At 63.7% G+C, this 26902-nt stretch carries 26 protein-coding genes; 17 read left to right on the top strand and 9 right to left on the bottom strand.

Features of this window, described 5'->3' with window-relative positions; genetic code table 11:
- Positions 1–3 precede the first annotated feature (3 nt).
- A complete protein-coding gene (gene metX / locus V7D81_RS01340) occupies positions 4–1101 on the top strand; it encodes a homoserine O-acetyltransferase MetX (protein ID WP_324313973.1) in 1098 nt (365 codons plus the stop codon).
- Positions 1102–1107: 6 nt separating this feature from the next.
- On the opposite strand, the gene V7D81_RS01335 is transcribed toward metX, so the two are convergent.
- Both V7D81_RS01335 and xseA read right to left on the bottom strand, forming a co-directional pair.
- Entirely contained in the window at positions 1108–1932 is an 825-nt protein-coding gene (locus V7D81_RS01335) for a peptidoglycan DD-metalloendopeptidase family protein (protein WP_324313972.1), read from the bottom strand.
- A 4-nt stretch (positions 1933–1936) separates the two neighbouring features.
- Complete coding sequence (gene xseA, locus V7D81_RS01330) at positions 1937–3307, bottom strand: exodeoxyribonuclease VII large subunit (protein ID WP_324313971.1); 1371 nt, start codon at positions 3305–3307, stop codon at positions 1937–1939.
- A gap of 199 nt (positions 3308–3506) precedes the next feature.
- On the opposite strand from xseA, the gene guaB reads away from it, so the two are divergent.
- From guaB to V7D81_RS01285, 9 genes are all read left to right on the top strand, one after another.
- Positions 3507–4976 carry an IMP dehydrogenase gene (gene guaB, locus V7D81_RS01325; RefSeq protein WP_324313969.1) on the top strand — a complete coding sequence of 490 codons (1470 nt, stop codon included), beginning with the start codon at positions 3507–3509 and terminating at the stop codon, positions 4974–4976.
- Positions 4977–5085: 109 nt separating this feature from the next.
- Positions 5086–6693, top strand: coding sequence for a glutamine-hydrolyzing GMP synthase (gene guaA / locus V7D81_RS01320; protein ID WP_324313968.1), 1608 nt, complete (start codon positions 5086–5088; stop codon positions 6691–6693).
- A gap of 112 nt (positions 6694–6805) precedes the next feature.
- The gene (locus V7D81_RS01315) at positions 6806–7045 is read left to right on the top strand and encodes a type II toxin-antitoxin system Phd/YefM family antitoxin (protein ID WP_324313967.1); all 240 of its coding nucleotides are present in this window, start codon (positions 6806–6808) and stop codon (positions 7043–7045) included.
- Positions 7042–7440: a type II toxin-antitoxin system VapC family toxin gene (locus V7D81_RS01310; protein WP_324313966.1), complete on the top strand. Its 399-nt coding sequence runs from the start codon at positions 7042–7044 to the stop codon at positions 7438–7440. The genes V7D81_RS01315 and V7D81_RS01310 overlap by 4 nt, the downstream gene beginning before the upstream one ends.
- Before the next feature lie 175 nt (positions 7441–7615).
- Complete coding sequence (locus tag V7D81_RS01305) at positions 7616–10594, top strand: TonB-dependent receptor plug domain-containing protein (RefSeq protein ID WP_324313965.1); 2979 nt, start codon at positions 7616–7618, stop codon at positions 10592–10594.
- Between the two features lie 10 nt (positions 10595–10604).
- Entirely contained in the window at positions 10605–11492 is an 888-nt protein-coding gene (locus V7D81_RS01300; protein WP_324313964.1) for a glycerophosphodiester phosphodiesterase family protein, read from the top strand.
- Between the two features lie 111 nt (positions 11493–11603).
- Positions 11604–11915, top strand: coding sequence for a hypothetical protein (locus tag V7D81_RS01295; protein ID WP_324313963.1), 312 nt, complete (start codon positions 11604–11606; stop codon positions 11913–11915).
- 19 nt (positions 11916–11934) lie between these two features.
- Positions 11935–13614, top strand: a complete 1680-nt coding sequence (locus V7D81_RS01290; protein ID WP_324313962.1) for a PepSY-associated TM helix domain-containing protein — start codon at positions 11935–11937, stop codon at positions 13612–13614.
- Complete coding sequence (locus V7D81_RS01285) at positions 13607–13942, top strand: DUF3325 domain-containing protein (protein WP_324313961.1); 336 nt, start codon at positions 13607–13609, stop codon at positions 13940–13942. Before V7D81_RS01290 ends, V7D81_RS01285 begins: the two co-directional genes overlap by 8 nt.
- Positions 13943–13959: 17 nt before the next feature.
- On the opposite strand, the gene V7D81_RS01280 is transcribed toward V7D81_RS01285, so the two are convergent.
- From V7D81_RS01280 to V7D81_RS01270, 3 genes are all read right to left on the bottom strand, one after another.
- A complete protein-coding gene (locus V7D81_RS01280; protein WP_324313960.1) occupies positions 13960–14244 on the bottom strand; it encodes a hypothetical protein in 285 nt (94 codons plus the stop codon).
- A complete protein-coding gene (locus V7D81_RS01275; protein WP_324313958.1) occupies positions 14241–14660 on the bottom strand; it encodes a putative toxin-antitoxin system toxin component, PIN family in 420 nt (139 codons plus the stop codon). The genes V7D81_RS01280 and V7D81_RS01275 overlap by 4 nt, the downstream gene beginning before the upstream one ends.
- 98 nt (positions 14661–14758) lie before the next feature.
- Positions 14759–15934: an alpha/beta hydrolase-fold protein gene (locus V7D81_RS01270; protein WP_324313956.1), complete on the bottom strand. Its 1176-nt coding sequence runs from the start codon at positions 15932–15934 to the stop codon at positions 14759–14761.
- A 154-nt stretch (positions 15935–16088) separates the two neighbouring features.
- Here V7D81_RS01270 and V7D81_RS01265 point away from each other — a divergent pair, with 154 nt between their 5' ends.
- From V7D81_RS01265 to V7D81_RS01235, 7 genes are all read left to right on the top strand, one after another.
- Positions 16089–16739, top strand: coding sequence for a DUF2975 domain-containing protein (locus V7D81_RS01265; RefSeq protein WP_324313955.1), 651 nt, complete (start codon positions 16089–16091; stop codon positions 16737–16739).
- Positions 16740–16759: 20 nt separating this feature from the next.
- Entirely contained in the window at positions 16760–17029 is a 270-nt protein-coding gene (locus V7D81_RS01260) for a helix-turn-helix domain-containing protein (RefSeq protein WP_324313954.1), read from the top strand.
- 158 nt (positions 17030–17187) lie between these two features.
- Positions 17188–17688 carry a tRNA adenosine(34) deaminase TadA gene (gene tadA / locus V7D81_RS01255; RefSeq protein WP_324313953.1) on the top strand — a complete coding sequence of 167 codons (501 nt, stop codon included), beginning with the start codon at positions 17188–17190 and terminating at the stop codon, positions 17686–17688.
- Between the two features lie 71 nt (positions 17689–17759).
- The gene (locus V7D81_RS01250; protein ID WP_324313952.1) at positions 17760–18002 is read left to right on the top strand and encodes a DUF6364 family protein; all 243 of its coding nucleotides are present in this window, start codon (positions 17760–17762) and stop codon (positions 18000–18002) included.
- Positions 17992–18435, top strand: coding sequence for a TA system VapC family ribonuclease toxin (locus V7D81_RS01245; protein WP_324313951.1), 444 nt, complete (start codon positions 17992–17994; stop codon positions 18433–18435). The genes V7D81_RS01250 and V7D81_RS01245 overlap by 11 nt, the downstream gene beginning before the upstream one ends.
- 88 nt (positions 18436–18523) lie before the next feature.
- The gene (locus V7D81_RS01240; protein WP_324313950.1) at positions 18524–20794 is read left to right on the top strand and encodes a hypothetical protein; all 2271 of its coding nucleotides are present in this window, start codon (positions 18524–18526) and stop codon (positions 20792–20794) included.
- On the top strand, positions 20791–22020 hold the full coding sequence (locus V7D81_RS01235) for an MFS transporter (protein ID WP_324313949.1): 1230 nt from the start codon (positions 20791–20793) through the stop codon (positions 22018–22020). The genes V7D81_RS01240 and V7D81_RS01235 overlap by 4 nt, the downstream gene beginning before the upstream one ends.
- An 8-nt stretch (positions 22021–22028) precedes the next feature.
- On the opposite strand, the gene V7D81_RS01230 is transcribed toward V7D81_RS01235, so the two are convergent.
- From V7D81_RS01230 to V7D81_RS01215, 4 genes are read right to left on the bottom strand one after another with little or no spacing between them, the layout of a single operon-like run.
- A complete protein-coding gene (locus V7D81_RS01230; protein ID WP_324313948.1) occupies positions 22029–23579 on the bottom strand; it encodes a DHA2 family efflux MFS transporter permease subunit in 1551 nt (516 codons plus the stop codon).
- Between the two features lie 12 nt (positions 23580–23591).
- Entirely contained in the window at positions 23592–24782 is a 1191-nt protein-coding gene (locus tag V7D81_RS01225) for an HlyD family secretion protein (RefSeq protein ID WP_324313947.1), read from the bottom strand.
- Position 24783: 1 nt separating this feature from the next.
- The gene (locus V7D81_RS01220; protein ID WP_324313945.1) at positions 24784–26196 is read right to left on the bottom strand and encodes an efflux transporter outer membrane subunit; all 1413 of its coding nucleotides are present in this window, start codon (positions 26194–26196) and stop codon (positions 24784–24786) included.
- A complete protein-coding gene (locus tag V7D81_RS01215; protein WP_324313944.1) occupies positions 26193–26678 on the bottom strand; it encodes a MarR family winged helix-turn-helix transcriptional regulator in 486 nt (161 codons plus the stop codon). The genes V7D81_RS01220 and V7D81_RS01215 overlap by 4 nt, the downstream gene beginning before the upstream one ends.
- Positions 26679–26902: the final 224 nt, after the last annotated feature.

The following is a 26902-nucleotide window of genomic DNA, read 5'->3' as shown; positions in this document are numbered from 1 at the left end:
GGTATGGCGACAGCACGAAAAATCCTCAAGCTCGACAAGCCGTTCGACATGCGACGCGGCGGCACGCTGCAGGACGTGCAGGTTGCCTACGAGACCTGGGGCGATCTGGCGTTCTGCGCCGACAATGCCATCCTGATCTTCACCGGCCTGTCGCCCTCGGCGCACGCCGCGTCGTCGACGGAAGATCCGTCGCCCGGCTGGTGGGAAGACATGATCGGACCAGGCCGGCCGATCGATACCCGCCGCTTCTTCGTCATCTGCATCAATTCGCTCGGCAGTCCGTACGGCTCGACGTCGCCGGCTTCGATCAATCCCGCGACCGGCAAACCCTATCGCCTGACGTTCCCGGTACTGACGGTCGAGGACATCGCTCGCGCAGGACACGAGGTCGCCGTGCATCTGGGCGTGAAGAAGCTCGCATCGGTCATCGGACCGTCGCTCGGCGGCATGACCGTGCTGGCGTACTGCGCGCTGTTTCCCAACGAAGCCCGCAGCGTCGTGTCGATCTCGGGCGCGGCGCGCTCGCTGCCGTTCTCGATTGCATTGCGTTCTTTGCAGCGGGAAATCATTCGCCGTGATCCCGCGTGGGACGAAGGCAACTACACGGCCGATGCCATGCCCGTCACGGGCATGCGACTGGCGCGCAAGCTGGGCATGATCACGTACCGGTCAGCCAAGGAATGGCAGATCCGCTTCGGCAGGGAACGTGCGAATGCCGAGGCCAAACCCGGCGATCCGTTCGGCATCGACTTCGAAGTCGAGTCGTACCTGGAGAATCACGCCATCAAGTTCACCGGCCAGTACGACCCGAACTGCTATCTCTACGTGTCGCGCGCCATGGATCTGTTCGACCTCGCCGATCACGGCGGGACGGTTGCGGATGCGCTCAAACGATTCACCGTCGAGCGTGCGCTGATCATGGGTGTGGAGACCGATCTGCTGTTTCCCATCGAACAGCAGCTGGAACTCGCGGATGGCCTGCGAACGGAAGGCCGCGACGTGCAGTTCGCGCGACTGCCCTCTCTGCAGGGGCACGATGCCTTCCTGGCCGACATGGATCGCTTCAGGCCGGCGATCGATGAGTTCCTGAAGCGGCTCTGAGTTTCGCTACTTCTCGTTTTCCAGGAACAACGCCGGATCGACCATCGCGCGATTCAGCGCCACGCCCCAGTGCAGATGCGGCCCGGTGACACGACCCGTGGCGCCGACCTTGCCGATCAGCTGACCCGCGGTCACCTTGTCGCCGACCTTCACGGCGAGGCTGTCGAGGTGGCAGTACATCGTCACGAGACCGAAGCCGTGGTCGATGTAGAGCGTATTGCCGTTGAAGAAAAAGTCGTCGGCCTCGACGACGGTGCCGTCCGCGGGCGACTGGATCGGCGTGCCAGTGGCAGCAGCGATGTCCATTCCCGAGTGAGGATTGCGCGGCTGGCCGTTGAAGATGCGGCGCGAGCCATAGGAATCCGATCGCACGCCGGCGACCGGCGACAGCAGCGTCAGTGAGGCCGTGCCGCTCGTCGTGAACTTCGACAGCGCGGCACTCGAGCGTTCCTGCTCCTGCGCGATGCGTTTCAGATCCTCCGGATTCGGATCGACCTGGCGCTGATTCTTGATGGTGAGTTTCTGCGTTCGATACTGCTTGTCGGTGATGTCGAACGACACTTCGCTCTTGCCTGTCCCGGTAAAGACCTGCAGTTTCTGCGGGCCCGGTTTCACAGCGAGCGGGATTCCCACCACCGCGACCCAGGCGTCGTCGCGTCGAATGACTGCGGTCTGATAATCGCCGTACATGACGCGCGGCGCAGCGCCAGCGCCAGGAACGGTGACGAACGCGATGCCGCCCGGAACGCGCGCTTCGCGGGGCAGGGCGCTGGCGAGCGCGGTCGAGGCGATGAATGTCAGCGCGGCGAATAGCAGTCGGAAACCTTTCAATGGACTATTCCTTCGATTCGATCAGCGTTTGTTCGACGCGGGCCCGGATGCGCCCGGTCGCAAGGCGCGCCTGGATTTCCTGACCCGTTGCGAGGTTGCGGGCGTCGGTTACTACATGTCCCTGCGCATCGCTCACGATCGCATAGCCCCGCTGCAGCGTGGCCAGCGGGCTGATCGCATCCAGCGTTCCCGCCGCGACTCTCAGTTGAGTCTTGAGATATTCCAGGCGTCGATGCAGCGCCGATCCGAGCGATGTATGCGCAACCTGCAATCGGCCTTTCACCGCAGCGAGTCGCACGGCCGGCGACGCATGACGCAGGTGTGCCGCCTGCTGCGCAACGATGGCGCGACGATGTCGCAACTGTTGCCGCAGCGCGCGTGTCAGACGCTGTTCGAGTTCATCGAGTCGCTGCGCCCGCTGGCGCAGTTCGATACCGGGATGACGCTGCGCTAGACGTCGGTGCAGCCAGTCGAGCTTGTTGCGACGGCTCGCCAGTGAGCGGCCGAATGCAGCCGACAGCCGTCGCGAGTTCAGCGTCAGGTGCCGCAGCCATTCATTGCAATCGGGGGCGGCGAGTTCAGCGGCGCCCGAAGGCGTGGGAGCGCGCTGATCGGCGACGAAGTCCGCGATGGTGAAATCGACTTCGTGACCGACGCCGCTGATCAGCGGAATGCTGCACGCGGCAATCGCACGCGCCACGATCTCTTCGTTGAAGGCCCACAGATCTTCGAGCGAGCCGCCGCCGCGCGCCAGGATCAGCACATCGCATTCGGCACGTGCCGACGCTCTGCGAATGGCCGCGGCAATCTGCGGCGCCGCTACGGCGCCCTGCACGGCGACCGGGTAGAGCAGCACGGGGACCGAACAGAAACGGCGGCGCAGGATATGCAGCACGTCGCGAATCGCGGCGCCGGTCGGTGAGGAAATCACGCCGATCCGTCGCGGCAGCCGCGGAATTGGCTTCTTGCGTTCGACCGCGAACAGGCCTTCCGCGGCCAGTGTCGTCTTGAGTTCGTCGAACCGTCTGCGCAGCAGACCTTCGCCGGCTTCTTCGATGTGATCGACCAGGAACTGATAATCGCCGCGCGGTTCGTACAGGCTGACCCGGCCTCGCAGCAGTACATGCTGGCCGTCGCGCGGACTGAACCGGGCGAGCAGGTTGCGCTGCCGGAACATGGCGCAGCGCAGTTGCGCCGAGTCGTCCTTGATCGAGAAATACCAGTGTCCGGACGAGGGGCGGGAGAGGTTCGACATCTCGCCCTCGATCCACAATGCTGAAAAACCGCGTTCCAGCATCATCCGGGCTTCGCGATTCAGGCGGGAGGGGGTATAGACGTCGCGTTCGGGCTGCAACGGCGTGAACAGATCGGACATTTCGGGAAGGCTACAGGCTACGGGCTACAGGCGACAGCCGGCGAAGCCCGAGTACGGCCAGATGCATGACGGGATGCGCGAAGCGAATCGCTCTGGCTGTGCCCCGTTGCCTGTAGCCTGTGGCCTTTTTCCGGTTTACCGGACCCCGGCCGCGGCGTACAATGGCGCGCTTTCATCGACAGGCCGTGGGCAAAGCACCATGCGTATTCTCGAGGAAGCGCTCACCTTCGACGACGTCCTTCTCGTACCGGCATATTCCGAGATTCTGCCGCGCGACGTCGATCTCAGTACCCAGCTCACCCGCTCCATCCGTCTCAATGTGCCGATGCTGTCGGCGGCGATGGATACCGTCACCGAGGCACGGCTCGCGATTACCGTCGCGCAGGAAGGCGGCCTGGGTGTCATTCACAAGAACCTGACCGCAGCCCAGCAGGCCGCCGAAGTCGCACGCGTGAAACGCTACGAATCGGGCGTGCTGCGCGATCCCATCACCGTCGGGCCCGAAACCTCGGTGCGCAAGGTGATGGAACTGTCGAGGCAGCACGGCTTTTCCGGCTTCCCCGTCGTCCAGGGCAAGAAGGTGGTCGGCATCGTCACCAACCGCGACCTGCGTTTCGAATCGCGTCTCGACGTGCCGGTCAGCGAAGTGATGACGCCGCGCGATCGCCTCGTGACCGTCGATGAGAATGCGACGCTCGCCGAAGGCAAGGCGCTCATGCACAAGCACAAGCTCGAGCGCGTGCTGGTGGTCAACAAGGATTTCGAGCTGCGCGGACTCATCACGGTCAAGGACATCACCAAGCAGACGACTTTCCCGAATGCTGCGCGCGACGCTCAGGGCAAGTTGCGCGTCGGAGCGGCGGTTGGCGTCGCCGAAGGCACGGAAGAGCGCGTCGAGCTGCTGGTGAAGGCCGGTGTCGATGCCATCGTCGTCGATACGGCGCACGGTCACAGCAAGGGCGTGATCGAGCGCGTGCGCTGGGTGAAGCAGAACTATCCGCAGGTCGAGGTCATCGGCGGCAACGTCGCGACCGGCGCCGCGGCCAGGGCGCTGGTCGAAGCAGGTGCCGATGCTGTGAAAGTCGGCATTGGTCCCGGGTCAATCTGCACGACGCGCATCGTCACCGGCGTCGGCGTGCCGCAGATCTATGCGATCAGCGAAGTGTCGGCGGCATTGAAAGGCAGCGGCGTGCCGCTGATCGCCGATGGCGGTGTGCGCTTCTCCGGCGATCTCGCCAAGGCCATCGCCGCGGGTGCCGACACGGTCATGATGGGCGGCAGCTTCGCCGGCACCGAAGAAGCACCCGGCGAAACGATCCTGTACCAGGGGCGCACGTACAAGAGCTATCGCGGCATGGGCTCGCTGGGTGCCATGCAGCAGGGCTCGGCCGATCGCTATTTCCAGGAAAACACCGGCAACAATCCGAACACCGCCAAGCTCGTGCCGGAAGGCATCGAAGGCCAGGTGCCCTACAAGGGCTCCGTCGTCGCCGTGATGTTCCAGATGGCCGGCGGCCTGCGCGCCTCGATGCACTACTGCGGATGTTCGACCATCAAGGAAATGCACCAGAAGGCGCAGTTCGTGAAGATTTCGTCGGCGGGCATGCGCGAAAGCCACGTGCATGACGTGACGATCACCAAGGAAGCGCCGAACTATCGAGTCAGCTAACGGGCTACAGGCTACGGGCGACAGGCGACAGCCAGAATCAAGAGCGACCGATTCTGACTGTGGCCTGTAGCCTGTCGCCCGTAGCCTCCCCAATCCGAGGCCCCTTCGCTTGAACTCATCGCCGACATCGACTTCTGCCTCACTCCCGGACATCCACGCACATCGCATCCTGATTCTCGATTTCGGCGCCCAGTACACGCAGCTCATTGCGCGTCGCGTCCGTGAGAGCGGGGTCTATTGCGAAATCCATCCGTGGGATATGTCGGATGATGACGTCCGCAAATTCCAGGCACGCGGCGTGATTCTGTCGGGCGGCCCGGAGTCGGTCACCGATGCACAGCCGCCGGCGTCGCCACAGTCGGTGTTCGAACTGGGCGTTCCGGTGCTGGGCATCTGCTATGGCATGCAGACGATGGCGAAGCAACTGGGCGGTCGGGTCAGCGCTTCGAATCATCGCGAGTTCGGCTACGCGCAGGTCACGACGTCTGCGCCGTCGCGGCTGCTCGATGGTCTGCGCGATCACACCGATGAACAGGGCAGGGCACTGCTCGACGTCTGGATGAGTCACGGTGATCGCGTCGAAGAACTTCCCGACGGCTTCGTCGCCACCGCTTTCACCAGCAGCATCCCGCTCGCCGCGATGGCCGACGAATCGCGCCAGTTCTACGGCGTGCAGTTCCATCCAGAAGTGACGCACACCCTGCAGGGCACGCAACTGCTCGAACGCTTCGTGCGCGAGATCTGCGGCTGCGACGCGCGCTGGAGCGCGGGTAACATCATCGCCGATTCGATCGCCCGCATCCGCGAGCAGGTCGGCAGCGATCATGTGCTGCTCGGCCTGTCGGGCGGCGTGGATTCCTCGGTGGTCGGCGCGCTGTTGCACAAGGCCATCGGCAAGCAGCTCACCTGCGTATTCGTCGATCACGGTCTGCTGCGCCTGCATGAAGGCGATCAGGTCATGGAGACGTTCGCGAAACACATGGGCGTGCGCGTGATTCGCGTCGACGCGGAAGAACGGTTCCTGAAAGAACTCAAGGGCGAAACCGATCCCGAGCGCAAGCGCAAGATCATCGGCCGCCTCTTCGTCGAAGTGTTCGAAGAAGAGTCGGCGAAGCTGCAGGGCACTCGCTGGCTGGCGCAGGGCACGATCTATCCCGACGTCATCGAATCGGCAGGCTCCAAGACCGGCAAGGCGCATGTGATCAAGAGCCATCACAACGTCGGCGGCCTGCCGGAGAAAATGAATCTCAAGCTGCTCGAACCGCTGCGCGAACTGTTCAAGGACGAAGTGCGCCGCCTCGGCGTCGAACTCGGCCTGCCGCGCGAGATGGTGTATCGCCATCCGTTCCCGGGTCCCGGACTCGCAGTGCGTATTCTCGGTGAAGTGACCAAGCCATACGCGGATCTGCTGCGCAAGGCGGATGCAATCTTCATCGAGGAACTGCGCAGCCACGATCTCTACGACCGTACCAGCCAGGCGTTCGCGGTCTTCCTGCCGGTGAAGTCGGTGGCAGTGATGGGCGATGGCCGTCGCTACGACTACGTCATCGCGCTGCGATGTGTCGAAACCATCGACTTCATGACGGCCCGCTGGTCGCGTCTGCCCTACGAATTCCTCGATCTCGTGGCCCGCCGGGTCATCAATGAAGTGCAGGGTATCTCCCGCGTTACGTACGACATCTCCGGCAAGCCGCCGGCGACGATTGAGTGGGAATAACTATTTGCTTGTCATCGTGCCGTCTCCCGCCGGCCGGTGAATATTGACGGGGCCTACGTGAGGAGCGTACAGTTAATCTGTACAGATATATGTACAGACGGAGTGTGCGCTGGTGTCCGACGTGAATGTCACCGATCTCCGACAGAATCTTCCCGCGTATCTCGAGCGCGCGCGACGTGGTGAGCGCATCCGGGTCACCTCCAGGGGAGAGGTGATCGCGGAGATTTCTCCTCCTAAAGCCACGCAGCACGAAGTCGAGACGATCCGCTCGCAGTTGCGCGGCTCGGTGGTGCATTACGAGTTGCCCATGGAGTCCGCATATGACCCGAAGGAGTGGTCAGCCAACCAATGATCGTGCTCGATACACACGTTCTGGTGTGGTGGGTCTCCGGGGAGACGAAGAATTTTTCGCGCAAGGCGCGCCAGTTGCTTGAACAGCACGGCAGGCGCAACGAACTGCTCATCTCGTCCATCTCGATCTTCGAGATCGTTACGCTCGAGCGTCGCGGCCGGCTGCGCTTCAATGTTTCGGCTTCGGCATGGCTCGACCAGGTGCGACGACTCCCCGAGTATCGCATCGAACCGCTGACGGACGACATTGCTGAGCGGGCCGGTCAATTCGGCGATGTCTTTCCCGGGGATCCCGCTGACAGGCTGATTGCGGCGACCGCGCTGGTGCACGGCGTACCGCTCATGACGCATGACGAAAGGCTACAGCGCATCGAGCACCTCACGACGGTTTGGTGATCCGCGGCCTCGAGCAGTGTCCGTGTGTTTCATTCCAATCGACGCACGATCAGCGCTGCACGCGCGAGGCAGTCATGCGCAGGGGTTCTTCATAAGTTCTTAATATTCGCTCTCTAGCATGCGGCGCTCGTTTTGGTCCGCTGACCAAATTCCAACAACGAGGATTTGCCGCCCCATGCGTTCGATTCGACTTGCCGTTGCGCTGTCTCTTGCCTGTACCGTGGCCAATGCAGCCACTACTGCCGATGCTCCCGACGAGCAGGTGCTGGAAGCCGTGATCGTAACCGGCTCGCGCATCGCGCGTCCCGAGCTGGAGTCGGCCATGCCCATCAACGTGATCAGCATGGACCAGATGAAGGACTTCGGTCGCCTGAGCGTGTACGACGCGCTGGTGCTGAATCCCGCCGTGGGTCCGGGTCTCGGCGAGTTCAACTCCGGCGGCACGGAATACGACAAGGGCGTGGCCAACATCAATCTTCGTCAGCTGGGCACGAACCGTTCGCTGGTCGTCGTCGATGGCCATCGCTGGGTATCCGGCGGCGCGCGCATTGCGGCGGTGGATCTGAACACGATTCCCTCGGCGCTGATCGATCGCATCGAGACGGTGACCGGCGGCGCGGCGGCCATCTACGGCGCCGACGCAGTGACGGGCGCGATCAACGTGATCATGAAGAAGAAGGTCGAGCGTTCCGAGGTGTCCCTGATCAGCGGAATTTCCGACCAGAGCGACGCCTCGCAGACGCAGTTCTCGGCGGTGACCGGTTTCAGCTTCGCCGACGATCGCGCGAACGTGGTGCTCGGCGGCAACTTCACGAAGACCGATCCGGTGATGCTGGTGGACCGTCATCCCGACTACTACACCTACATCGCCAATCCGGCCAACACCGGCCCGAACGACGGCATCCCGGACAATATCCTCGGCACCTATCGGCAGTTCTATCGTTCGCACTATCCGACGTTCTGCATCCAGAACAACGGCACGGCGGGCTGCAACAACAGCAGCATCAGGGACGGCAACTGGTACCAGCTCATCGGCAACCAGGTCGTCAACATTCCCAAGAACTATTACACCGTGGTCACCGGCGGCGAGACCGGGCAGCAGAACTGGACGGGTCCTGCCGATTACGACACCGGCACCGGCCTGTTCGACAATCTCTACCAGCGCGACAAGTCGGAGAAGGGTTCCTTCTACGGCAATCTCGAATTCCAGCTCACGCCGGACATCACCTGGAACACCACGCTGGGTTACGCCTACGCGAAGAACAGCGGCGTGGCCCAGTGGCCGGAGTATCGCGACGATGTGCGCCCGACCAACTGGTGGGCCATCAACGGCGTCGGCACCACGGGCGAAATCGCGCGCCTGACCGACCCGTACCTGCCGGAGTCGCTGCGCAGTTTCATGCTCGCCAACTCGCTGACCTCGATTCCGCTCGACCGTCACTACCTGAACCTGCCGGCGCCGACGCAGATCGACACGCGCCATTCCTACACCGTCGGTACGGACCTCGCCGGACCGCTCACGGAACGCATCGACTGGAATGCCTACGCGCGCTACGGCCAGGTGACCGACGACATCGACACCATCAACATGGTCGGCGCGCAGCAGTGGCGCTATTCGCGCAATGCGGTGCTGCTGGACGGGCAGGTCGTGTGCGCCGACGCCGCGGCGCGCGCCGCGGGTTGTGTGCCGTTCAATTACTACACCACCGATGCGCCCAGCCAGGCGTGGAACGACTACGCGCTGTTCACGCGCCATGAAAAGACGGAGAACTCGCTGCTCAGCGCCGGTGCCGGTCTCAGCGGCAGCGTACTGACCTGGTGGGCGGGCGACGTATCGGTGGCCGCGGGCGTGGAATGGCGCGAGGAAAAGCTGCGCACGCGGGACGATCCCGACACCACGAAGCTCGCCAACATCGTCTTCTCGCCGGGCAACGACAATGCGCTGCATCCGGCCATGGATGCCAGTCGCAAGGTTTCCGAGGCCTATGCAGAAGTGGTGGTGCCGTTGCTGAAGGACCTGCCGGTCGCGCGCAAGCTGCAGGTGGAAGGCGCGTACCGCTATTCGGACTACAGCGACAATGCGAGCACCGATACCTGGAAGTACGGCCTGACCTGGGCGCCGGTCCAGGGCGTGACCCTGCGAGGCGTGAAGTCATACAGCACGCGCGTGCCGAACTTCGGCGAGCTGTACGCGCCGATCAATACGATCACGCTCGGTCACATCAGCGATCCCTGCCAGGCCTCGTTCATCCTTCAGGATTCGGACCGTGCGGCCAACTGCGCGGCGACGGTGCCGGGCTGGACGGGCCCGCTGCCGAATCCGAATCTCAACGCGCCGCGCTACACGACCGGCGGCAACCCGGACCTGGAACCGGAAACGTCGGATTCCTACACCTACGGCATCGTCCTGCAGCCGGCCTTCCTGCCGGGACTCGACGTGACGGCCGACTACTGGAACATCCGCATCGACGACGTCATCACCTCGCTGTCGTACACGAACATCATGAATTCCTGCGTCAACGCCAGCGGCGGGCCGGACATGGGCTACTGCCAGTTCGTGCATCGCTTCACCGATACCACGGCCGATCACAACATCGGCGAGGTGAACCTGGTGCAGTCGCAGTACGCCAACCTTGCGGGCCGCGACGTGCGCGGCATCGACTACAGCGCACGCTATGGTTTCCTGCTGGGTGCCGGCAAGGCGCGCATCGGCTTCAACGGCACGCGTCTGCTCGAACAGACCACCATCTCGCAGGTGGGCGCCAACGGCACCGATTCTGCCGGCGCCTGGAATTACCCGCACTTCCACGGCACCCTGACGCTGGGCTACGACATCGGCGCGTTCGCCTTCGGCGTGAACACCACGTTCATCAGCAAGAGCCGTTTCAGCGCCACCGACCAGTCGGATGAAACGCGCCAGAGGCCGTATGTGCCCGCGTATTTCAAACACGACGTGAACTTCGCCTGGCGCGCGACGGAAGCACTGACCGCGTCGCTGGGCGTCAAGAACGTCACCGACAACTTCGTCGACCACCCCGCGCTGCAGGTGAACGTCACCACGACGCCGCACCTGAGCGAAGGCGGTCCGTCCTCCGCGGCGTACTACGACATGATCGGCCGCTACTACTTCGCCACCGTGAAGTACGGCTTCTGAGTAACGCGTCGTGAAAAGCGGGGTGATGGCAATCCTGACGGCAAGCCTGCTGCTGGCTTCGTGCGCGAGCACGCACGAAGCCGGCCCGCGCAAGGGGCCGCTGGTCGTCGCGCATCGCGGCGGTGCGCTGCTGTGGCCGGAGAACACGCTGCCGGCATTTCGCGAAGCCATCGCCGCCGGCGTGGACGTGCTCGAGTTCGACATGGTGCTGACGGCGGACGACCGCGTTCTCGTCAGCCACGATCCGGACGTGAATCCGCAGTTCTGTCTGTCGGGGCCGCAGGGCGTTGCGCCCGGGCCGGTGCGTGCCATGACGCTCGCGCAGGCGCAGGACTTCGATTGCGGCTCGCGGCATCGGGCGATCTATCCCACGCAGAAGCCAATTCCCGGCACGCGCATGCCGTCGCTGGAGGAGGTGCTGGAGGCGACGCGGGACAGCAAGGTGCAATATTTCGCCGAGATGAAGATGCCGAAGCCGCAGGCGGCCGACCAGGTCGACCCCGATCTGTTCGCCGCCCGCGTCCTTGCGGTCATTGAACGGTACGGTGTCGCCGATCGCGTCATCCTGCAGTCCTTCGATTTCAGGACGCTGGATGCCGCGCATCGCCTCGACCCGCGCATCCCCACCTGTCTGCTGGGCCTGCAGAATGAAAGCGCGGTGAAGATCCTCGAGCAGATCCGCCAGCACCGCGCGAGCTGCGTCGTGCTGCGCCGGAACCAGGTGGACGCCGCCGATTTCGCCACCCTGAAGCAGGCCGGCGTGACCGTCTTGTCGGAAGTCGTGGACACGGCCGAGGAATGGCAGGCCTACGTCGGGCTCGGCGTCGACGGCCTGTTCACCAACGATCCGGTGGGTGCCATCGAATTCCTGAAGCAGGCGGGCCTGCGCCCTCAGTGAGAGTCCAACGCTTCCGATTCCGGGGTTGCGGCCCCGATCGGGGAGGTCCTATTATCGAGAACGATTTTCATTTGAGATGACCTCCGCCCGGCTCTGGAGGCCTGCAACACCATGGCTGCATCCGCTTCCACCACTGCCCCCACTGCGCTGCAGGTCATTTCCCGCATCGCCGCCAGTTTTCTCGGCGGCTGGCTGTTCGTCTGGGGGCTGACGGTATTCGGCATTTCCTTCGGCGTCTGGGCGGGCGCGGACTACCACCAGATGGAGTCCCTCATGTACCTGCTGGCGTTCGTGGTCTTCCTCGTTGTGTTCCTCTGGGCCTATGCAGCTGCCAGCCTGAAACGTGTCTGGTACGTGCTCGCCGGGGGCGGCGCGCTGATGACGGCCGCGGCCTGGTTGCTCATTCCGTCGCTGACCGCCTGAGTCCGGCCGGAGACTGCTGATGTTTTCATCGTTCCGCCTCTCCATGACCTGGATGCACACGTGGGTGGGCCTGGTGCTCGGCTACGTGCTGATGGTCTGTTTCTTCTTCGGCGCCCTGTCGGTGTTCGATCGCGAGATCGATCGCTGGGCCATTCCGGAGACGCGCTTCGAGCCGCAGACCCTGCCGTCCTACGACACGATGCTGCGGCCGATCTTCGAGCAGATGCAGCCGAGCAGGGAATCGCTGGAAGAGGCGAGTGCGCGCATCGGCGGCAAGACGCCGGAGTTCACTCCGGCGGCCGGCTTCGGCGCCTACACCACGCATCGCGATCCGGTGCTGGAGCTGTATTCGGAATATCACGTCACCAACAATCCGGCCGATCCGCACGATCATGTCTACGGCTACGCGACCATCGATCCGCGTACCGGTCGCCAGTTGCCGGACGACCAGCTCAAGATCGGCAGCGAATTCTTCTATCCGCTGCACTTCAGCCTGCATTTCGAATGGCTCGACATCGGCTACTGGCTCGTCGGCATCGCTGCGCTGGTGATGCTGGCCGCGCTGGTCAGCGGCGTGGTGATCCATCGCAAGATCTTCCGCGAGTTCTTCACGTTCCGTCCGAACAAGCAGACCCAGCGCAGTGCGCTCGATCTGCACAACCTCACCGGTGTGGTCGGACTGCCGTTCCATTTCTTCTTCGCACTGACGGGCCTGATCGTGTTCGCCGGCATCTATTTTCCGGTGGGGCACACGATGCTCGAGCCCGTGCATGAACTGCACGAGCAGCGCGAGGCTGCCGCGAAGGGCCTGGCGTTCGATCCGGCGGGTGTGCCGGCGCCGATTGCATCGGTCGATGCGATGGTCGAGGAAGCGAAACGTCGCTGGGCCGCCCGCGACATGAGCGGCGAAGTGGGCTACCTGGGCGTCACGCACGTCGGCGACGCCAACAGCTACGTCAGCGTCTACCGCGCCGGTACGGATCGCGTGACGCTGACGGGGCAGGGCATTCACTTCAACGCCACGACCGGCGCGGTCATTCTCGAAGAGCCGTCACCTTCGGCGGTCGAAGGCATTACCGACTTCATGACCGGCCTGCACCTGCAGCACTTCCGGCACTGGATGCTGCGCTGGCTGTATGTGATGGGCGGTCTCGCCGGCTGCGCCTGCATCGCGACCGGCTTCATCTTCTTCGTCGAGAAGCGCAAGCGGCAGCATGCCAAGGCCGGCGTCAGCGGCGCACGCTGGGCGGATGCGATGGCCGTGACGGCAGTGACGGGAATGGTGATCGCGGCGGTCGCCATACTGGTCGGCAATCGCCTGTTGCCGGCCGGGCTTGCCGATCGCGGCGTCTGGGAAGAGCGCATCTTCTGGTTCGCGTGGCTCGCGGCGTTGCTGCATGCGGCCTGGCGCAGCGCGCCGGTGCAGCAGGCGCGCATCGCACCCGCGTGGCGCGAACAATGCTGGGCGATCGCAGTGCTGGCAGTCGCCGCCGTGCTGCTGAACTGGATCACGACCGGCGATCACCTGATCAGGACCATCGGCGAAGGCTACTGGCCCGTGGCAGGCGTGGATCTCTCGCTGCTGGTGAGCGCCGCGATTGCCGCATTCGCGGCCCGCAAGCTGCGGCTGCGCGAACTGACCGCGACGCAACCCGCCGGGAGAACCGTGGATACCGCAGCGGAAGCTGCACATGCGTGACCCGCTGTTGCTCGCTGCCGGATTGCTGATCTGCATTGCCGGTTTCGCCTGGCTTGCCCTGGCGATGGACGTCCACTGGCAGCAGGTGCGTGCAGACGCCTCGCCCGCACGCTCCACCAAACGCAGCCTGCGCATCCTGGGCGGTGTCGCCATCGCCGTTTCGCTGTGGCTGTGCCTGGCGGTCGATCACGCCACGATGGCGTCGCTCGTGTGGTTCATGACCCTGACCGCGTCCGCCCTCACGGTTGCGTTCACGCTGACGTGGCGACCGCGCCTGCTCGGTCCGCTGGTGTTCTGGATTCGTCCGGCGGCGCAGCGGCTGGATTAAATCGCGACGCCCCAAAATCAACCGTGCTTACGCTCACTCTTGCGACGAAGCGATTCTCGCCGCTCGTCGCCAGTTGTGGGAGATTGCCCACCCTTGCGGCTCATGATGGCGTCGAACGCCTTGAGATCGGCACGATTGCGCCGTGCCTCGAAAAAGGCCACGGCATCCAGAGCAGATAGCTTCTCGGCAACGGCCATCGTCACGAACTGATTGATGCTGGTGCCGTCTTCCTTGCTGGCTCGTTCGACAGCAGCCCGGAGGGAACGCGGCAGCCGCAACGGGTATGTGGATGGGGCCTTCATTGCACTTTCCTCAACGCTTCCGATGGAAGCCACAGCTTGATTCCGAAACGCGCCGGCACGAGACCGAAATCGCGGCGATTGAACGTAACCAATGCATCGGCGCCGCCATTCACCGCCGCTTCGAGAACCATTTCGTCGCCGGGATCCCGCAACTGGGGTCGCCAGAGATAATGCGTCACGACGGGCTCGACGAAAATCGCCAGCGCATCCAGAAATTGCTGAACCTGTCGCACTGTCAGACCGGCGGCACGGCGATGTTCCGGATCGAGACATGTGGCCTCGTACTCTACGAATAGTGGCACGCTTACCAACAGAGTGATCGCCTCGCGCCGGGCCAGGCGAAGCAACTCGGCTGAGGCGCCGGCTGGACTGCGCATGCCAGCCGTTACGACATCAGTATCGAGCACGTACCTCATGCGCTGGATGATATCACCAGCGATATCATATCGAAAAGCACGTGACCGACGCCCCTGGCGACTTCCCTGACGACCAGGGGCTTCTGATTTCATGACGCCTATTCGCCGATTCTCGGCGCGGACATGTCTCTTCCGTACTGATGCAGCACGAGGTGCGAAACGTTGCCTGCGCCGTCCTTCACGAAGGTGACCTGCGCATCGACCACTTTGAAGAAGAATTCGGTTTCGGATTCCGGAAAGAGTTCGAACTCGGCCTGGCCTGTCAGTCGCACGAACAGATGACTGTTCTCGGCCGTCAACTTTGCGATCAGATTCGGTGCAAGTTGAAAGCTGCCCGCGTAACGCTGGATGAGTTGCGGATCGAGGGTAATCGCCTTTCGCGTCGCAGCAAGCGGTGTGGTCGGCGGCAACAGGAACGGCAACGCCGTATGCGCAATCGAGAAATACGACGTTCCGTGGTTCAGATCCTGAAAGGTGTGTTGACGCACGACAAAAGTCGAACCCGCACCGGACAGCGCAGCGGCGAGCGGCAGCGCCCGAGTAAGCTGCAGATCGTCCGGCGCCGACGTGATGAACACGCGTCGTCCTTCTCCCTGGGGCGCTATCGTTTTCGCTTTGTCGAGGATCGATAGATCGTTGGCGAGCGAGGGACTGCCGATCAAATAGCCTGCAAAAGCGTGTGGTTTGTTGACGAGCACGGTGGCGGCGAAGAGGCCGCCTAGCGAGTGGCCAAACAGCACGGCCTGCTGCGGGTCCAGTGGATAGCGAGCTTCAAGGAAAGGGCGCAGATCTTCGACGATGAATGCCTCGAACGCCGCGCCGCCATCGCCCGCTGGGCGTGTGTCGCCGCTTTTTCGTTCGATATGTACGTGGATCAGATCGATCTCGCGCGGGCCGATGTGGATGCCGCTCTCGTTTGGATAGCCGATGGCGATTACGTACGTCGGCGCCACGATTCCGAACGCAGTAAGCAGACGCGCAGTAGGCCCGATGAGATCGTAGCCGCCATCAAGCGCGTAGATTGCCGGAAATTTCTGGTCAGGCGGCGTGGACGCATCAACGGATTGAATGCCGGGCGGTCCCGGACGCGTCACTTCGATCAGGAAGTCGCGACCTGCGCGCTCAGAATGCAGGACATATCGATCGGTCCGGACTTGTAACGCGGGACCGGTTGATACGATCTTCAGATTCGGTGATGACGTTGCTGCATGCGCTGCAACCGAAGCAAGGATCGATCCGATGCAGGTCAATGCCAGAAGAAGGCGGGGGTGCATGCGTAGTCTCCGGGCGTCCTGCGAACGTACATGGCGTGGTCGACTGAATATCGATCTTTAATTATCGTATATCAATAATTATTGATTGACAATCGCATGGTCGTGGCTATTCTTGTTCGCTGCGTTCATTCACCGATCCGCTACGAGAGCAGGCATGAGTACGAAAGCAGAATCACGGTTATCCGCGATAAAGAGATTCAGCGGCGCAGCGAAACGGCTGTGCGGGATGTACATGGGCGCCATTGGTCTCTGGCTGGCCGCGTGGCTATCGATCATTGCATTTGCCCCGACCTCGGGCAGTTGGGGTTTGAATGTGGGAAGCGCCTCGTCGATCTGGAGCATCGGCATTGGTTTGGGTCGCGTTGAACCGGGCGACGCTCTCTATCGCAGGGTCTCCATCGATCAGATCGTCAGTGCCGAGTCCAAAATTCTGCTCGGTCTTGTTGTGCTGCTTTATTTCGCGTGGCTGCTGAAGTTTACGTATCACATGTTCAAGCTTTTCGGTAACTATGCGAGGGGCGATATCTTTGCCCCAGACAACATCCGCCAGATCCGGCAGATCGGAGTCACTACATTGCTCGGATTCGCAGCGCAGTTCTTGCCGGCCTTGTTCGCCTATTTGCTGGTGCAGGCGGGTCCGCAGCCATGGTTACCGCCAGTGGACGTGAATGTCGGTTCTTTTGGCTCGTTCTGGCCCCTGTATGCGGGCGTCGTTATCATTTTTGTTTCCTGGGTGATGGACGTCGGCCGGGAGATTCGCGATGAAAATCGAGAGCTGGAAGCCGAGCAGGCATTGGTGATCTAGTTTGATTTGAGAGTGAGTACATGCCGATCGTTGTCAATCTCGATGTCATGCTGGCGCGTAGAAAGATGCGGCTCAATGAGCTGGCCGACCGCATCGGCATCACGCCACAGAATCTTTCCGTGTTGAAAACCGGCAGGGCGCGCGCCATCCGATTCGGCACGTTGGAAAAACTGTGCGAGATCCTGGAATGCCAGCCCGGCGATCTCTTCGCGTATGAACAACCTTCGACCAGGCAGCCGGCCCATGGTGTGTCGAATTTGTCGAAAGCAAGGGCCCGGCGTGCGGGATAGCGCTGTGTCAGGTCGTTGGTCAGGGGAGTATGAACATCATCACGAGTTCTCGTCGTGATGTCCGCCTAGTTGTCGGAGCGAGGTCATTGCATGAAAGCCGTTCGCTTCCCTCGCTGGACCGTGCAAGAGCCAGTACGGAATCCGCTATCCTCCCGCGCATGAATCAGCCGGACCCGTCTTTCACCCCGATCGCCGAGATCGACGCCCACTGGATGCGTCATGCGATCCGGCTCGCGCAGATGGCGCAGGCAGCAGGCGAGGTTCCCGTGGGCGCAGTCATCGTCAAGGACGGCAACCTGCTGGCGGAAGGCTGGAACCGGCCCATCAGCACCAGCGATCCGACCGCCCACGCAGAAATGATTGCACTGCGCGCCGCTGCCCAGAACATCGGCAATTACCGCCTGCTCGACACGACGCTCTACGTAACGCTGGAGCCGTGTGCGATGTGCGCCAGTGCGATGGTGCATGCCCGCGTGAAGCGGCTGGTCTATGCCGCCACCGATCCGCGGGCGGGCGCGGCAGGGTCGGTCTTCAACATCGTGCAGCACGCTGCACTCAACCATCGGCTGGACATGACGACTGGTGTACTCGCCGGGGAATGCAGCGGATTGCTGCGGTCGTTTTTCGCGGCGCGCCGTCAGGTTAGAGAGAACGTCTGAATCTACCCACGCCATGAGCGTGAAAATGCGCCTGCTTGCTTTCGAAATACAGAAATCTGTAGCATCGATCCATGAAGACAACACTCGACATCAACGACCAGTTGCTGGCCGACGCCAAGGCACTTGCGGCGCAGCAGCGCACCAGTCTGACTCGCGTGATCGAGGAGGGCCTGGAACTGCGCCTTCGAAGTCAGGCGGCGCCTCAGCGCGGCAAGCTCCGCCTTCCTGTATTCAAGGGGCGTGGAGGTCTGGCGACCGGAGTCGACCCGCTGAGCAACAAGGCGATGTTGGCAGCATTGGGCGATGACGCCTGACGTCAATGTCCTCGTCGCTGCGTCGCGCAGCGACCATCCCCACCACTCGATCGCGCGCAGGTGGCTGGAACAGGCCGCCTCTGCTGCGGCTTCTGGCAGCACTTTGGTCTTGATGCCAATGGTGATCGCCAGCTTCCTGCGTCTGGTGAGCAGCCCCAGGATCTTCCCGGAACCGACTCCCGTCGAGGACGCTGTCGCCTTTATCGATGCGCTGCTTGCCGCTCAAGGTGTTCGCCTCGCGGAGCTGGGGGCCGAGTGGCCGCGTCTGAGACAGCTTTGCGTTGAGAAGCAGCTCAAGGGCAATGCCATTCCGGATGCCTGGCTGGCCGCTGCAACCATTCATCTTGGCGAACACCTGGTGAGTTTCGATCGGGACTTCAGGAAGTTGATCGGCAGGTCGCAGTTCACGTTGCTCGTAGCGGATGCCGGGTAATCAACATCTATCGCGCTCCATGGTCCTCAAGCCGTTCTTCCATCGGTCGGGCTGATGGCAAAGCGGTGACCTTGGCAGACATCCGCTCATGGATCAGCGCGTGACGAACTACTATGACGACCTGTTCGCTCGGTTGATTGGCGACGGTGTCGCGCAGCGGATCGCCGTCGAGCGAATCGCGACTGCTTATCTTGACGGAAAGCCTGTACGCACTGGCAAGAAGAAGGCCACGAAGAAGGAACGGGACAGCCTCTTCTGGGCGAGCGATGTCGTGAAGAGCTGCCAGCCCGACGTGTGGGGTGGCGAGGCGATGTTGCTCGCCCTGGTGCGATATTTCGGGCAGGAGTTCGTGACTACCGATGGATTGGTGACGCGGATTGCGCGCGAGACGCCCGAGGTGCTGGTCCACGCGGTCAGACGCTCCGGGCTCGTCTTGAAATCGCACTCGCCACGGCGAATTGAACTGGACCAGGCCGCGATCGAGAACGAAGCAGTCGCCGAGCTGTGTCGGATGCTCGATCTGTTCGCCCAGGCGCACCACGAACGGGTCGCGGTCCTGGACGCGCAGAAGGCGCAGCTGGCGGGGTTGTCGGTCTTCGATCTCCTGCTCTACGCGAGCCTCTACGCCTTCGAAGTGCTCGTTCCGAGGGACTTCGATGTCAAGGCGTCCGCACTGCCCTCCGGAGTGGATGTTCAGGTCGCCTGGGATGCACTCAGCGATCTGCTTGCGTGGAAGCTCGCAGGGACCAGCAGTTCGTCACTGAAGCTGACGGACGACGGCATCGGAAGGTCGCTTGCGCGGCATCTTCGACCGGTTCTCTTCGAATCCGGCACGGCCGGCGCGGGCGAAGCCCTGCGGAATCTGCACGCCTTTCACGCGCTGATGGACGCGCAGATCGAGTTGAACGAGTTCATCTCCAGGTCCGCTGACGCATTCAGCTACGACGACGGTGTTCGGTTCGAGAGGCGTGGCGATCGGCTCGAGATCGTCGAGGTGGATCCGGCCGCACGGGAGGCGTGGCAACGCGACGGGCTGAAGCTCGGGCGCCTGCATGGATACTGGTTCCACCGCGCGGTCGACACCTACGTCGAGCAGGTGGCCGCCGATCAGGCCGCATGGATGATCGGTCGAGCGGAGAACGCGGAGGCCAACCGGCTGGCCTGGCTGCGGGCTCTGCAAGCGCAGCTTCGACTGCGTGAGGCGTACGGTGTCGCCGACACGGTGACGTCCGACGCCGGAGACACGGTCGATCTCTTCCGCGCGCTGCTGTCGCTCGACCTGATGTCCGCCTTCTTCCTGCGGGACTTCCTGGCCGCCTTCGCCGAACGTGTCGATGCTTCGGGCGACTGGATCGTCGCGTTGCAGCGTCTGGCCATGGATGGCCTTCGCGACGGGCTCCAGAACCGACTGCCGCTCACCTGGTCGGGTCGGGACTCCAAGGTGTCCAAGATCACCGGGTGGACCGTCACGAAGTCGCAGCCGGGAGGCGATCCGCGGATGGCGTCCGCGATCCTGGACTTCTGGACGCATGACATGGTCGCGACGGCGGAACGGCTGCAGCGCAATGAGCCAGGTCTTCATCCCCATCTGTTCGAGCGGCCGGTCCTCAAGTTCGGGGCGACGCTGGTGCAGTTGCCGTGGGTCGTCGGCGTGCAGAACAACAGCACGGCTGCGATCAACAACCTGAGGCGGCTCGGCGCGCGCCGCGGGCAGGCGCGGGACGAGGCGCAACGGATCGAAGCAGGGATCGCCAGACTGCTCGAGGAGCGCGGGTTCAGGACGCTGCTCAACTGGGCGCCGCCGCGCAACGCGGAGGACGCTGGCGAAGTGGATCTGATCGCCACCTTCGACGGGCATCTCTTCATCATCGAGGTGAAGTCGACGTTCATGCGACGATCCCAGCGCGATGCCTGGCTGCACGCCACCACTGCGCTTCGCAAAGCCGGTCAGCAGCTTCGGCGCAAGGCAGAAGCGGTGTTGCTGGCCATCTCTTCCGACGTGGGGTTTCGCACGCAGCTGGGTTGGGCCGAGGGCCTGATTCCGACCCGGCAACACGTGTGGATCGCCGACACGTGCATCGAATGCGACCACCAGCGGTTCGGCGGCTTTCTGAAGATCTCCATCGAAGAGCTGCTCATTGCACTGCGTGATGATCGGCACCTGTTGAACGATCCTGGACGACCGCCCGCCGGGAACGGTGGAGTCAGCGAGGTGCCTGAAGTGGATGCAGATGCGCCTGGCGCGAGTCTGTACCCCGAAGGCTTCAATGCCGAACGCTTTGTCGAGGTGATCGAGACCGAGGCAGTTTGGGATGTGTATCCTGCGCAGCCTTCGAAAGCCCTGCAGACTTCCGGATGACCGCGCCTCACCTCGCCCTGTCGGGCGAACACGATTTCATTCGCTACCTGGTGGCGCGCTGCCTGTCGACGCTGGCGGTGCAGATGCAGACGGTCGCCGTCGGCTGGCAGGTCTACGCGATGACGCGCGATCCGCTGCACCTCGGGCTCATCGGGCTGTCGCAGTTCCTGCCTTTCGTGGTGCTGATCCTGCCGGCGGGTCACGTCGCCGACTTCAACGACCGGCGCCGCATCCTGACGGGCTGCTACCTGCTGAACATGGTTTCGGCGCTGTGCCTGCTGCTGCTGTCGCTGCGCAGCGCAGGCAACGTCAACCTGATCTTCGCGGTCATGACCCTGCTGGGCATCACGCGCGCGTTCGCCATGCCGGCGTCTCAGGCGCTGCTGCCCAATCTGGTGAAGCCGGAAATCTATCCGCGGGCGCTGGCGGTCAATCAATCCGTCTTCCAGGTGTCGACCATCGTCGGTCCGACGCTCGGCGGCCTGCTGTATCTCGCCGGCGCTCCGGTCGTCTTCGGTACGGTGGCCGGGCTGCTGTGCATCTCGACGCTGCTGCTCTCGCGATTGCGCACCGGCGGTCGCGCGGAGCGCAGCGGTGCACGCGGCGTCACGCTGCAGTCGCTGTTGTCGGGCCTGAGGTTCGTGAAGTCGAAACCCGTCGTGCTCGGGGCGATCTCGCTCGATCTGTTTGCGGTGCTGTTCGGCGGCGCGACGGCACTGCTGCCGGTCTATGCGCAGGACATCCTGCACACCAATTCCGTTGGCCTGGGACTGTTGCGCACGGCGCCGGCGATCGGCGCCATGATCTGCGCGCTGATGCTGGCGACGCGGCCGCTGACCCGGCACGTCGGCCGCTGGCTGTTCGGTGGCGTCGGTGCATTCGGTGTCGCAACCATCGTCTTCGGTCTGTCGACGAGTCTCGCGCTGTCCTGCGTCGCGCTGATCGTGCTCGGTGCGGGAGACATGGTGAGCGTGTACCTGCGGCACCTGCTGGTGCAGCTGGAAACGCCGGACGAGATCCGCGGCCGGGTCAGCGCGGTGAATGCCGTATTCGTCGGCGCGTCGAACGAACTGGGAGAGTTCGAATCGGGAATCACGGCAGCGTGGTTCGGCACGGTGCGCGCCGTCGTGATCGGCGGCATCGCGACGTTGACGGTCGCCGCACTGTGGATGCGCCTGTTCCCGCAGCTGCGCCACATGGACGAGCTGCCGCGGCCGGCCAAGTAGCCGAGTAATCAGTCGGCCGCGACCGGTCCGGCCGACCCCTGCGGTCGTCGGGTGAACCACACCAGTACCGCCATCAGCACGCACAGCCAGCCGCACAGCCAGAAGTAGTCGAGCATCGACATCAGATAGGCCTGCCCCGACAGCGTGTGGGTGATAGCGCCGAGCGACTGCTCCTCGCTGAAACCCAGGCCCTGCATCGCCTCGACCGATTGCTGCAGGCGCGGATCGAACACGCTGGTGGCTTCGGCCAACCGTGTCTGGTGCAGCGCTGCATGACGATCCCAGAACGTGGTGATGATCGAGGTGGCGAAGGCGCCGGCGGTGATGCGCATGAAATTCGACAGGCCGGATGCGGCGGGGATCTGCGCCGGCGGCACGCCCTCCAGCACGATGCTCAACACCGCGATGAAGAACATCGACATGCCGATACCCTGCACCAGCAGCGGCATGACGAATGCGGCGAAGCTCGCATCGGCCGTGTAGTTCGCGCGCATGAAATAGGAGATTCCGAACGCGACGAATGACACCGAGGCGAACATGCGCGGATCGAAGCGATCGAGGTAACGGCCGACTAGCGGCGAGACGAGCACGGCCACGACGCCGCTCGGCGCCGCGACCAGTCCGGCCCAGGTGGCGGTGTAGCCGATCCAGCTCTGCAGCCACAGCGGTTGAATCACCACCGCGCCGAAGAAGATCGCATAGCCGACGCACATCACGACGACGCCGAGCGCGAAATTGGGCCGGCGGAACAGCGACAGATCGATGATGGGATGCTTCTCGCCCAGCTCCCAGATGATGAAGGCGATGAAGCCGACGCCGGCGATGATGGCTTCGGCCACGATCAGCGGCGAGGAGAACCAGTCCTGATCCTTGCCGGTATCGAGCATGAGCTGCAGCGCGCCGACCCACATGACCAGCAGCGACAGGCCGACGATGTCGATCGGCAGCTTGCGGGTCGGCGTCTCGCGATGCTTCAGTCCCTGCCAGCACACGCCGGCACAAAGCAGCCCCACCGGTACGTTGATGAAGAAGATCCACGGCCAGGAATAGTTGTCGGAGATGTGGCCGCCGAGGATCGGCCCCGCGATCGGCGCCACCAGCGTGGTCATCGACCACAAGGCCAGCGCCGCGCCTTTGCGCTCGGCCGGAAAGATCGACAGCAGCAACGCCTGCGAGCCCGGCACCATCGGGCCGGAAACCAGGCCCTGCAGCACGCGGAACGCGACCAGGCTCGACAGGCTCCACGCAATGCCGCACAGGAACGAAGCGATCGTGAACATCACCACCGCGGCGACGAAGACCTTGACCACGCCGAAGCGCTGCATCAGCCAGCCGGTAAGGGGCACGGAGATGCCGTTCGCCACTGCGAACGAAGTGATCACCCACGTACCCTGATCGGTCGACACGCCGAGATTGCCGGCGATGGTCGGGATCGACACGTTCGCAATGGTCGTGTCGAGCACCTGCATGAACGTGCCCAGCGCCAGTGCGGAGGCGATGAGCGACCGCGAGCCTTCGGCCAGCGGTGCAGGAACGGCGGCGGAGCTGGCTGCGCTCACGTGACGGCTCGATCAGGGCCGGGCGAGGCGTGCAGTCGCGCGCGAATCGCCGGCATTGGCAGCAATGATCTCGGCGATGCGTGCCGCAGCAGCGTCGTCATCGTCGCCGCCCGCGATCTGTTGCGGCGAACGGCGCACCTGCGTCGCCAGCAATGCACCCGAGATGTCGTGCAGATCGATGCGCGCATGCATCGACAGGCCAACGCGCAGCGGATTGGCGGCGAGTTCCTGCGGATCGAGCGCGATGCGGATCGGCACGCGCTGGACGATCTTGATCCAGTTGCCGCTGGCATTCTGTGCCGGCAGCAGGGCGAAGGCGCTGCCGCTGCCTGCACTCAGGCCCGCGACCTTGCCCTGGTAGACGACATCGCGACCATAGACATCGGCGCGCAGTTCGACCGGCTGGCCGACGCGGATGTGCCGCAGCTGCACTTCCTTGAAGTTGGCGTCGACCCAGGCATCGTCGAGTCCGACGACGGCGAGCAGCGGCGCGCCCGGCGCGATGCGCGCGCCGATCTGCACGCTGCGGCGTGCGACGGTGCCGGTGATCGGCGCGACGATGCGCGTACGCTTGAGCGCTAGCGCCGACTCGCGCACTTTTGCGGACGCCGCGAGCACCTGCGGATGATCCTGCAGTGTCGTGTTGTCGATGCGTGCCTGGATGGTCTGCAGCGATTCACGCGAGGCGTTCAGCGCGGCGGAGAGCTGGTCGACCTGGTCGTGTGCGTGCTGCAGTTCTTCTGCCGAGACCGCGCCATCGGCGGCGATCTTTTCGCGGCGCGCGAGGTTGGCTTTCGCCGCCGTGAGCTGCAGCTGGCGTTCGCGGATCTGCGAGCGCAAGCCGTCGGCCTGCGAATACAGGCCGCGCACTTCGCGCACCGTGCGCGCGAGTTCTGCTTCGGCCTGGGCCATGGCGACTTCGGCATCGGCGCGATCGAGTTCGATCAGCAGCTGGCCTTTCTCGACGTGCTGTGTGTCGTCGACATGAATGGCGGTGACGGTGCCGGCGACTTCGCTCGTGATGGGAACGATGTCGGAGGCGACGTAGGCGTCGTCCGTTTCCTCGAAATAGCGGGCGTGCAGCCACCAGTAGGCTGTGTAGCCGACGGCCGCGACGGCCACCAGGGCGGCCAGTGCGAGCAGTCGCTGGCGGCGTTTGTCGTTGGCAGGAGCGGCGGGTTCCACGGGTTCGGGCGAGTTCATCTCAGATGTCTCCAGAGGCCGGCGCAGCGGGATCGAAGCTGCCGCCGAGCATCAACAACAGGTTCACGCGACTGAGCAGCCGGTTCGAATTCAGGATCACGAGATCGCGCCGGGCATCGAGCACGCGGCTTTCGGCGTCGAGCACGACGAGCTGCGTCGACAGGCCAGCCTCGTAGCGCTTCTGCGCGAGGTCATAGGCGGCGCCCGCCGCGTCCAGGGTCTGCTGGGCCTGGTCGATCTGCTGCGTGAAGTAGTCGCCCAGGCTGATCTGATCGGAGGTTTCGCGAATGGCTGCGAGTACCGTTTCGTTGTAGCCCGCGATCGAGGCATCGAGGTCGGCCGTCGCGCCCTTGTAGTTCGCGCGCAATCGCCTGGCGTCGAAAATCGGCAGGTGCAGGGCGGGGCCGGCGCCGTAGATGAGGCTGCCGCCGTCGACCAGCTTGTCGAGGCCGATGGCCTGCGTGCCGACGAAGGCTTTCAGATTGACGTTCGGGTAGAACTCGGCGTGCGCGGCTTCGCGACCCGCGGTGGCTGCATCGACGCGTGTGCGGGCTGCGAGAACATCTGGTCGATGCGCCAGCAGATCGGCGGGCAGGTGGTCCGGCAGCGACAGGCCGGCATCGAGCGTCAGTTTCGGACGGCTGATCTGTGCGTAGCGATCGGCGCCGTGGCCGGTCAGTTCGGCCAGCCGGTGCAACGCGACGTCGCGCTCGCCTTCGGCCTGCAGCCGTGCATTGCGCGCCTGAGGCAGCGTCGCTTCGGCGATCTTGATTTCCATCTGCGTATCCAGCCCCGCGGACACGCGCTGGCGGGTCAGATCGAGCAGGTGCTGGCGCTGGATCTCGAGACGAGTCGCGATGTCGATCATTTCCCAGGCGCGGTGCAGATCGAGATAGGTCTGCGTGATCGCGCCGGCGAGCGCGAGGCGGGCTGCAGCGACGTCGAGCTGGCTCGCGGCCAACTGCGCATTCGCCTGTGAAATGAGCGCGGACTGTCTGCCCCAGAAGTCCAGGTCCCAGCTCATGTTGGCCGTGGCCTGGCCGACCCAGTAGTTGTTACCGCCGTACGGCGGCGGGATGTAGAAGTGTTCCGAGAAACGCTGATACGTCTCGTCGGCATCGAACGTGAAGCGCGGCTGCCGCTCGCTGCCCGCGGCATCGCTTTGTGCCTGCGCCGATCGCACGCGCGCCAATGTCTGCGCCAGGGTCGGCGAGCCCCGCAGGGCTTCTTCGATCAGCGCGTCGAGCTGCGGATCGCCCAGCGCCGTCCACCACCGGGCGTCGGCGGGCGCGATGCTGTCGCCATCGAGACCGAGCGATTCCGTCGCGACGGGCGCGGTCGCCGGATCTTCGACCTGCGGAAATACGCAGCCGCCCAGGGCGAACGCTGCCGCCAGGGTCCAGGCGATTCTCATGATGCATCGTCCCCGGCCGGCGGCCGCTCGTAGGCTTTCAGGTTGTCCATGAGCTTGCTCAGCAGGCGTACCAGCTCGGCGAACTCCGTCTTGCTGAAGTCGCCGAGAATGTTGTTGAGGTTGTCGACGATGGGCGGCAGCAGTTCCGTCACCTTGCGTCGTCCGGCCGCCGTCAGTTCGAGATTGACGACTCGCCGGTCGGCTTCGCTGCGCTTGCGCTCGATGAAGCCGCGCGTCTCGAGCTGATCGAGCAGGCGGGTGAGGGCGCCGTTGTCGTAACGCATCTGCCGGCACAGATTGCTCGCCGTCACGGCGGTGCCTTCCTTGAGTTTGAGCAGCACCAGCCACTGGACGAAGCTCAGGTCGTGCCCGGCCAGCGCCGCGGCGCCGGCGTCATGCATCAGCGAATGAGACATCTTCAGCAGGTAGCCGAGACTGCGCGACGCCTGGAACGTCTTTACATCGAAGTGTTTGACCGACATTGCCGAAGATAATTATTGCTTGGGCAGGTATTGCCGAGGCAGAGGGTGCCGAGGCAGGGGCAGGTTGTCAATCGGCGATCGCCAGAATCAGGGGTTTTCCGGATGGGGGTTTTCTGTAGGTCAGGCTTCAGCCTGACTTCCGAAAAGTTTCTGTAGGTCAGGCTTCAGCCTGACTTCCGAAAAGAGGCCGGCTGAAGCCGGCCCCACAGGGCAGAAAAATCCTC

It is taken from the genome of Povalibacter sp., assembly GCF_036735925.1.
In the GTDB taxonomy this organism is placed as follows: domain Bacteria; phylum Pseudomonadota; class Gammaproteobacteria; order Steroidobacterales; family Steroidobacteraceae; genus Steroidobacter.
This window is presented reverse-complemented; position numbering and strand designations above follow the sequence as displayed.

Excerpts from the sequence above, each read along its gene's own strand:
- metX (WP_324313973.1), top strand. The coding sequence starts at position 4 with ATGGCGACAGCACGAAAAATCCTCAAGCTCGACAAGCCGTTCGACATG.
- xseA (WP_324313971.1), bottom strand. The coding sequence starts at position 3,307 with ATGTCCGATCTGTTCACGCCGTTGCAGCCCGAACGCGACGTCTATACC.
- guaB (WP_324313969.1), top strand. The coding sequence starts at position 3,507 with ATGCGTATTCTCGAGGAAGCGCTCACCTTCGACGACGTCCTTCTCGTA.
- V7D81_RS01310 (WP_324313966.1), top strand. The coding sequence starts at position 7,042 with ATGATCGTGCTCGATACACACGTTCTGGTGTGGTGGGTCTCCGGGGAG.
- V7D81_RS01305 (WP_324313965.1), top strand. The coding sequence starts at position 7,616 with ATGCGTTCGATTCGACTTGCCGTTGCGCTGTCTCTTGCCTGTACCGTG.
- V7D81_RS01295 (WP_324313963.1), top strand. The coding sequence starts at position 11,604 with ATGGCTGCATCCGCTTCCACCACTGCCCCCACTGCGCTGCAGGTCATT.
- V7D81_RS01290 (WP_324313962.1), top strand. The coding sequence starts at position 11,935 with ATGTTTTCATCGTTCCGCCTCTCCATGACCTGGATGCACACGTGGGTG.
- V7D81_RS01285 (WP_324313961.1), top strand. The coding sequence starts at position 13,607 with ATGCGTGACCCGCTGTTGCTCGCTGCCGGATTGCTGATCTGCATTGCC.
- V7D81_RS01280 (WP_324313960.1), bottom strand. The coding sequence starts at position 14,244 with ATGAAGGCCCCATCCACATACCCGTTGCGGCTGCCGCGTTCCCTCCGG.
- V7D81_RS01275 (WP_324313958.1), bottom strand. The coding sequence starts at position 14,660 with ATGAGGTACGTGCTCGATACTGATGTCGTAACGGCTGGCATGCGCAGT.
- V7D81_RS01270 (WP_324313956.1), bottom strand. The coding sequence starts at position 15,934 with ATGCACCCCCGCCTTCTTCTGGCATTGACCTGCATCGGATCGATCCTT.
- V7D81_RS01265 (WP_324313955.1), top strand. The coding sequence starts at position 16,089 with ATGAGTACGAAAGCAGAATCACGGTTATCCGCGATAAAGAGATTCAGC.
- V7D81_RS01260 (WP_324313954.1), top strand. The coding sequence starts at position 16,760 with ATGCCGATCGTTGTCAATCTCGATGTCATGCTGGCGCGTAGAAAGATG.
- tadA (WP_324313953.1), top strand. The coding sequence starts at position 17,188 with ATGAATCAGCCGGACCCGTCTTTCACCCCGATCGCCGAGATCGACGCC.
- V7D81_RS01250 (WP_324313952.1), top strand. The coding sequence starts at position 17,760 with ATGAAGACAACACTCGACATCAACGACCAGTTGCTGGCCGACGCCAAG.
- V7D81_RS01245 (WP_324313951.1), top strand. The coding sequence starts at position 17,992 with ATGACGCCTGACGTCAATGTCCTCGTCGCTGCGTCGCGCAGCGACCAT.
- V7D81_RS01240 (WP_324313950.1), top strand. The coding sequence starts at position 18,524 with ATGGATCAGCGCGTGACGAACTACTATGACGACCTGTTCGCTCGGTTG.
- V7D81_RS01235 (WP_324313949.1), top strand. The coding sequence starts at position 20,791 with ATGACCGCGCCTCACCTCGCCCTGTCGGGCGAACACGATTTCATTCGC.
- V7D81_RS01225 (WP_324313947.1), bottom strand. The coding sequence starts at position 24,782 with ATGAACTCGCCCGAACCCGTGGAACCCGCCGCTCCTGCCAACGACAAA.
- V7D81_RS01220 (WP_324313945.1), bottom strand. The coding sequence starts at position 26,196 with ATGAGAATCGCCTGGACCCTGGCGGCAGCGTTCGCCCTGGGCGGCTGC.
- V7D81_RS01215 (WP_324313944.1), bottom strand. The coding sequence starts at position 26,678 with ATGTCGGTCAAACACTTCGATGTAAAGACGTTCCAGGCGTCGCGCAGT.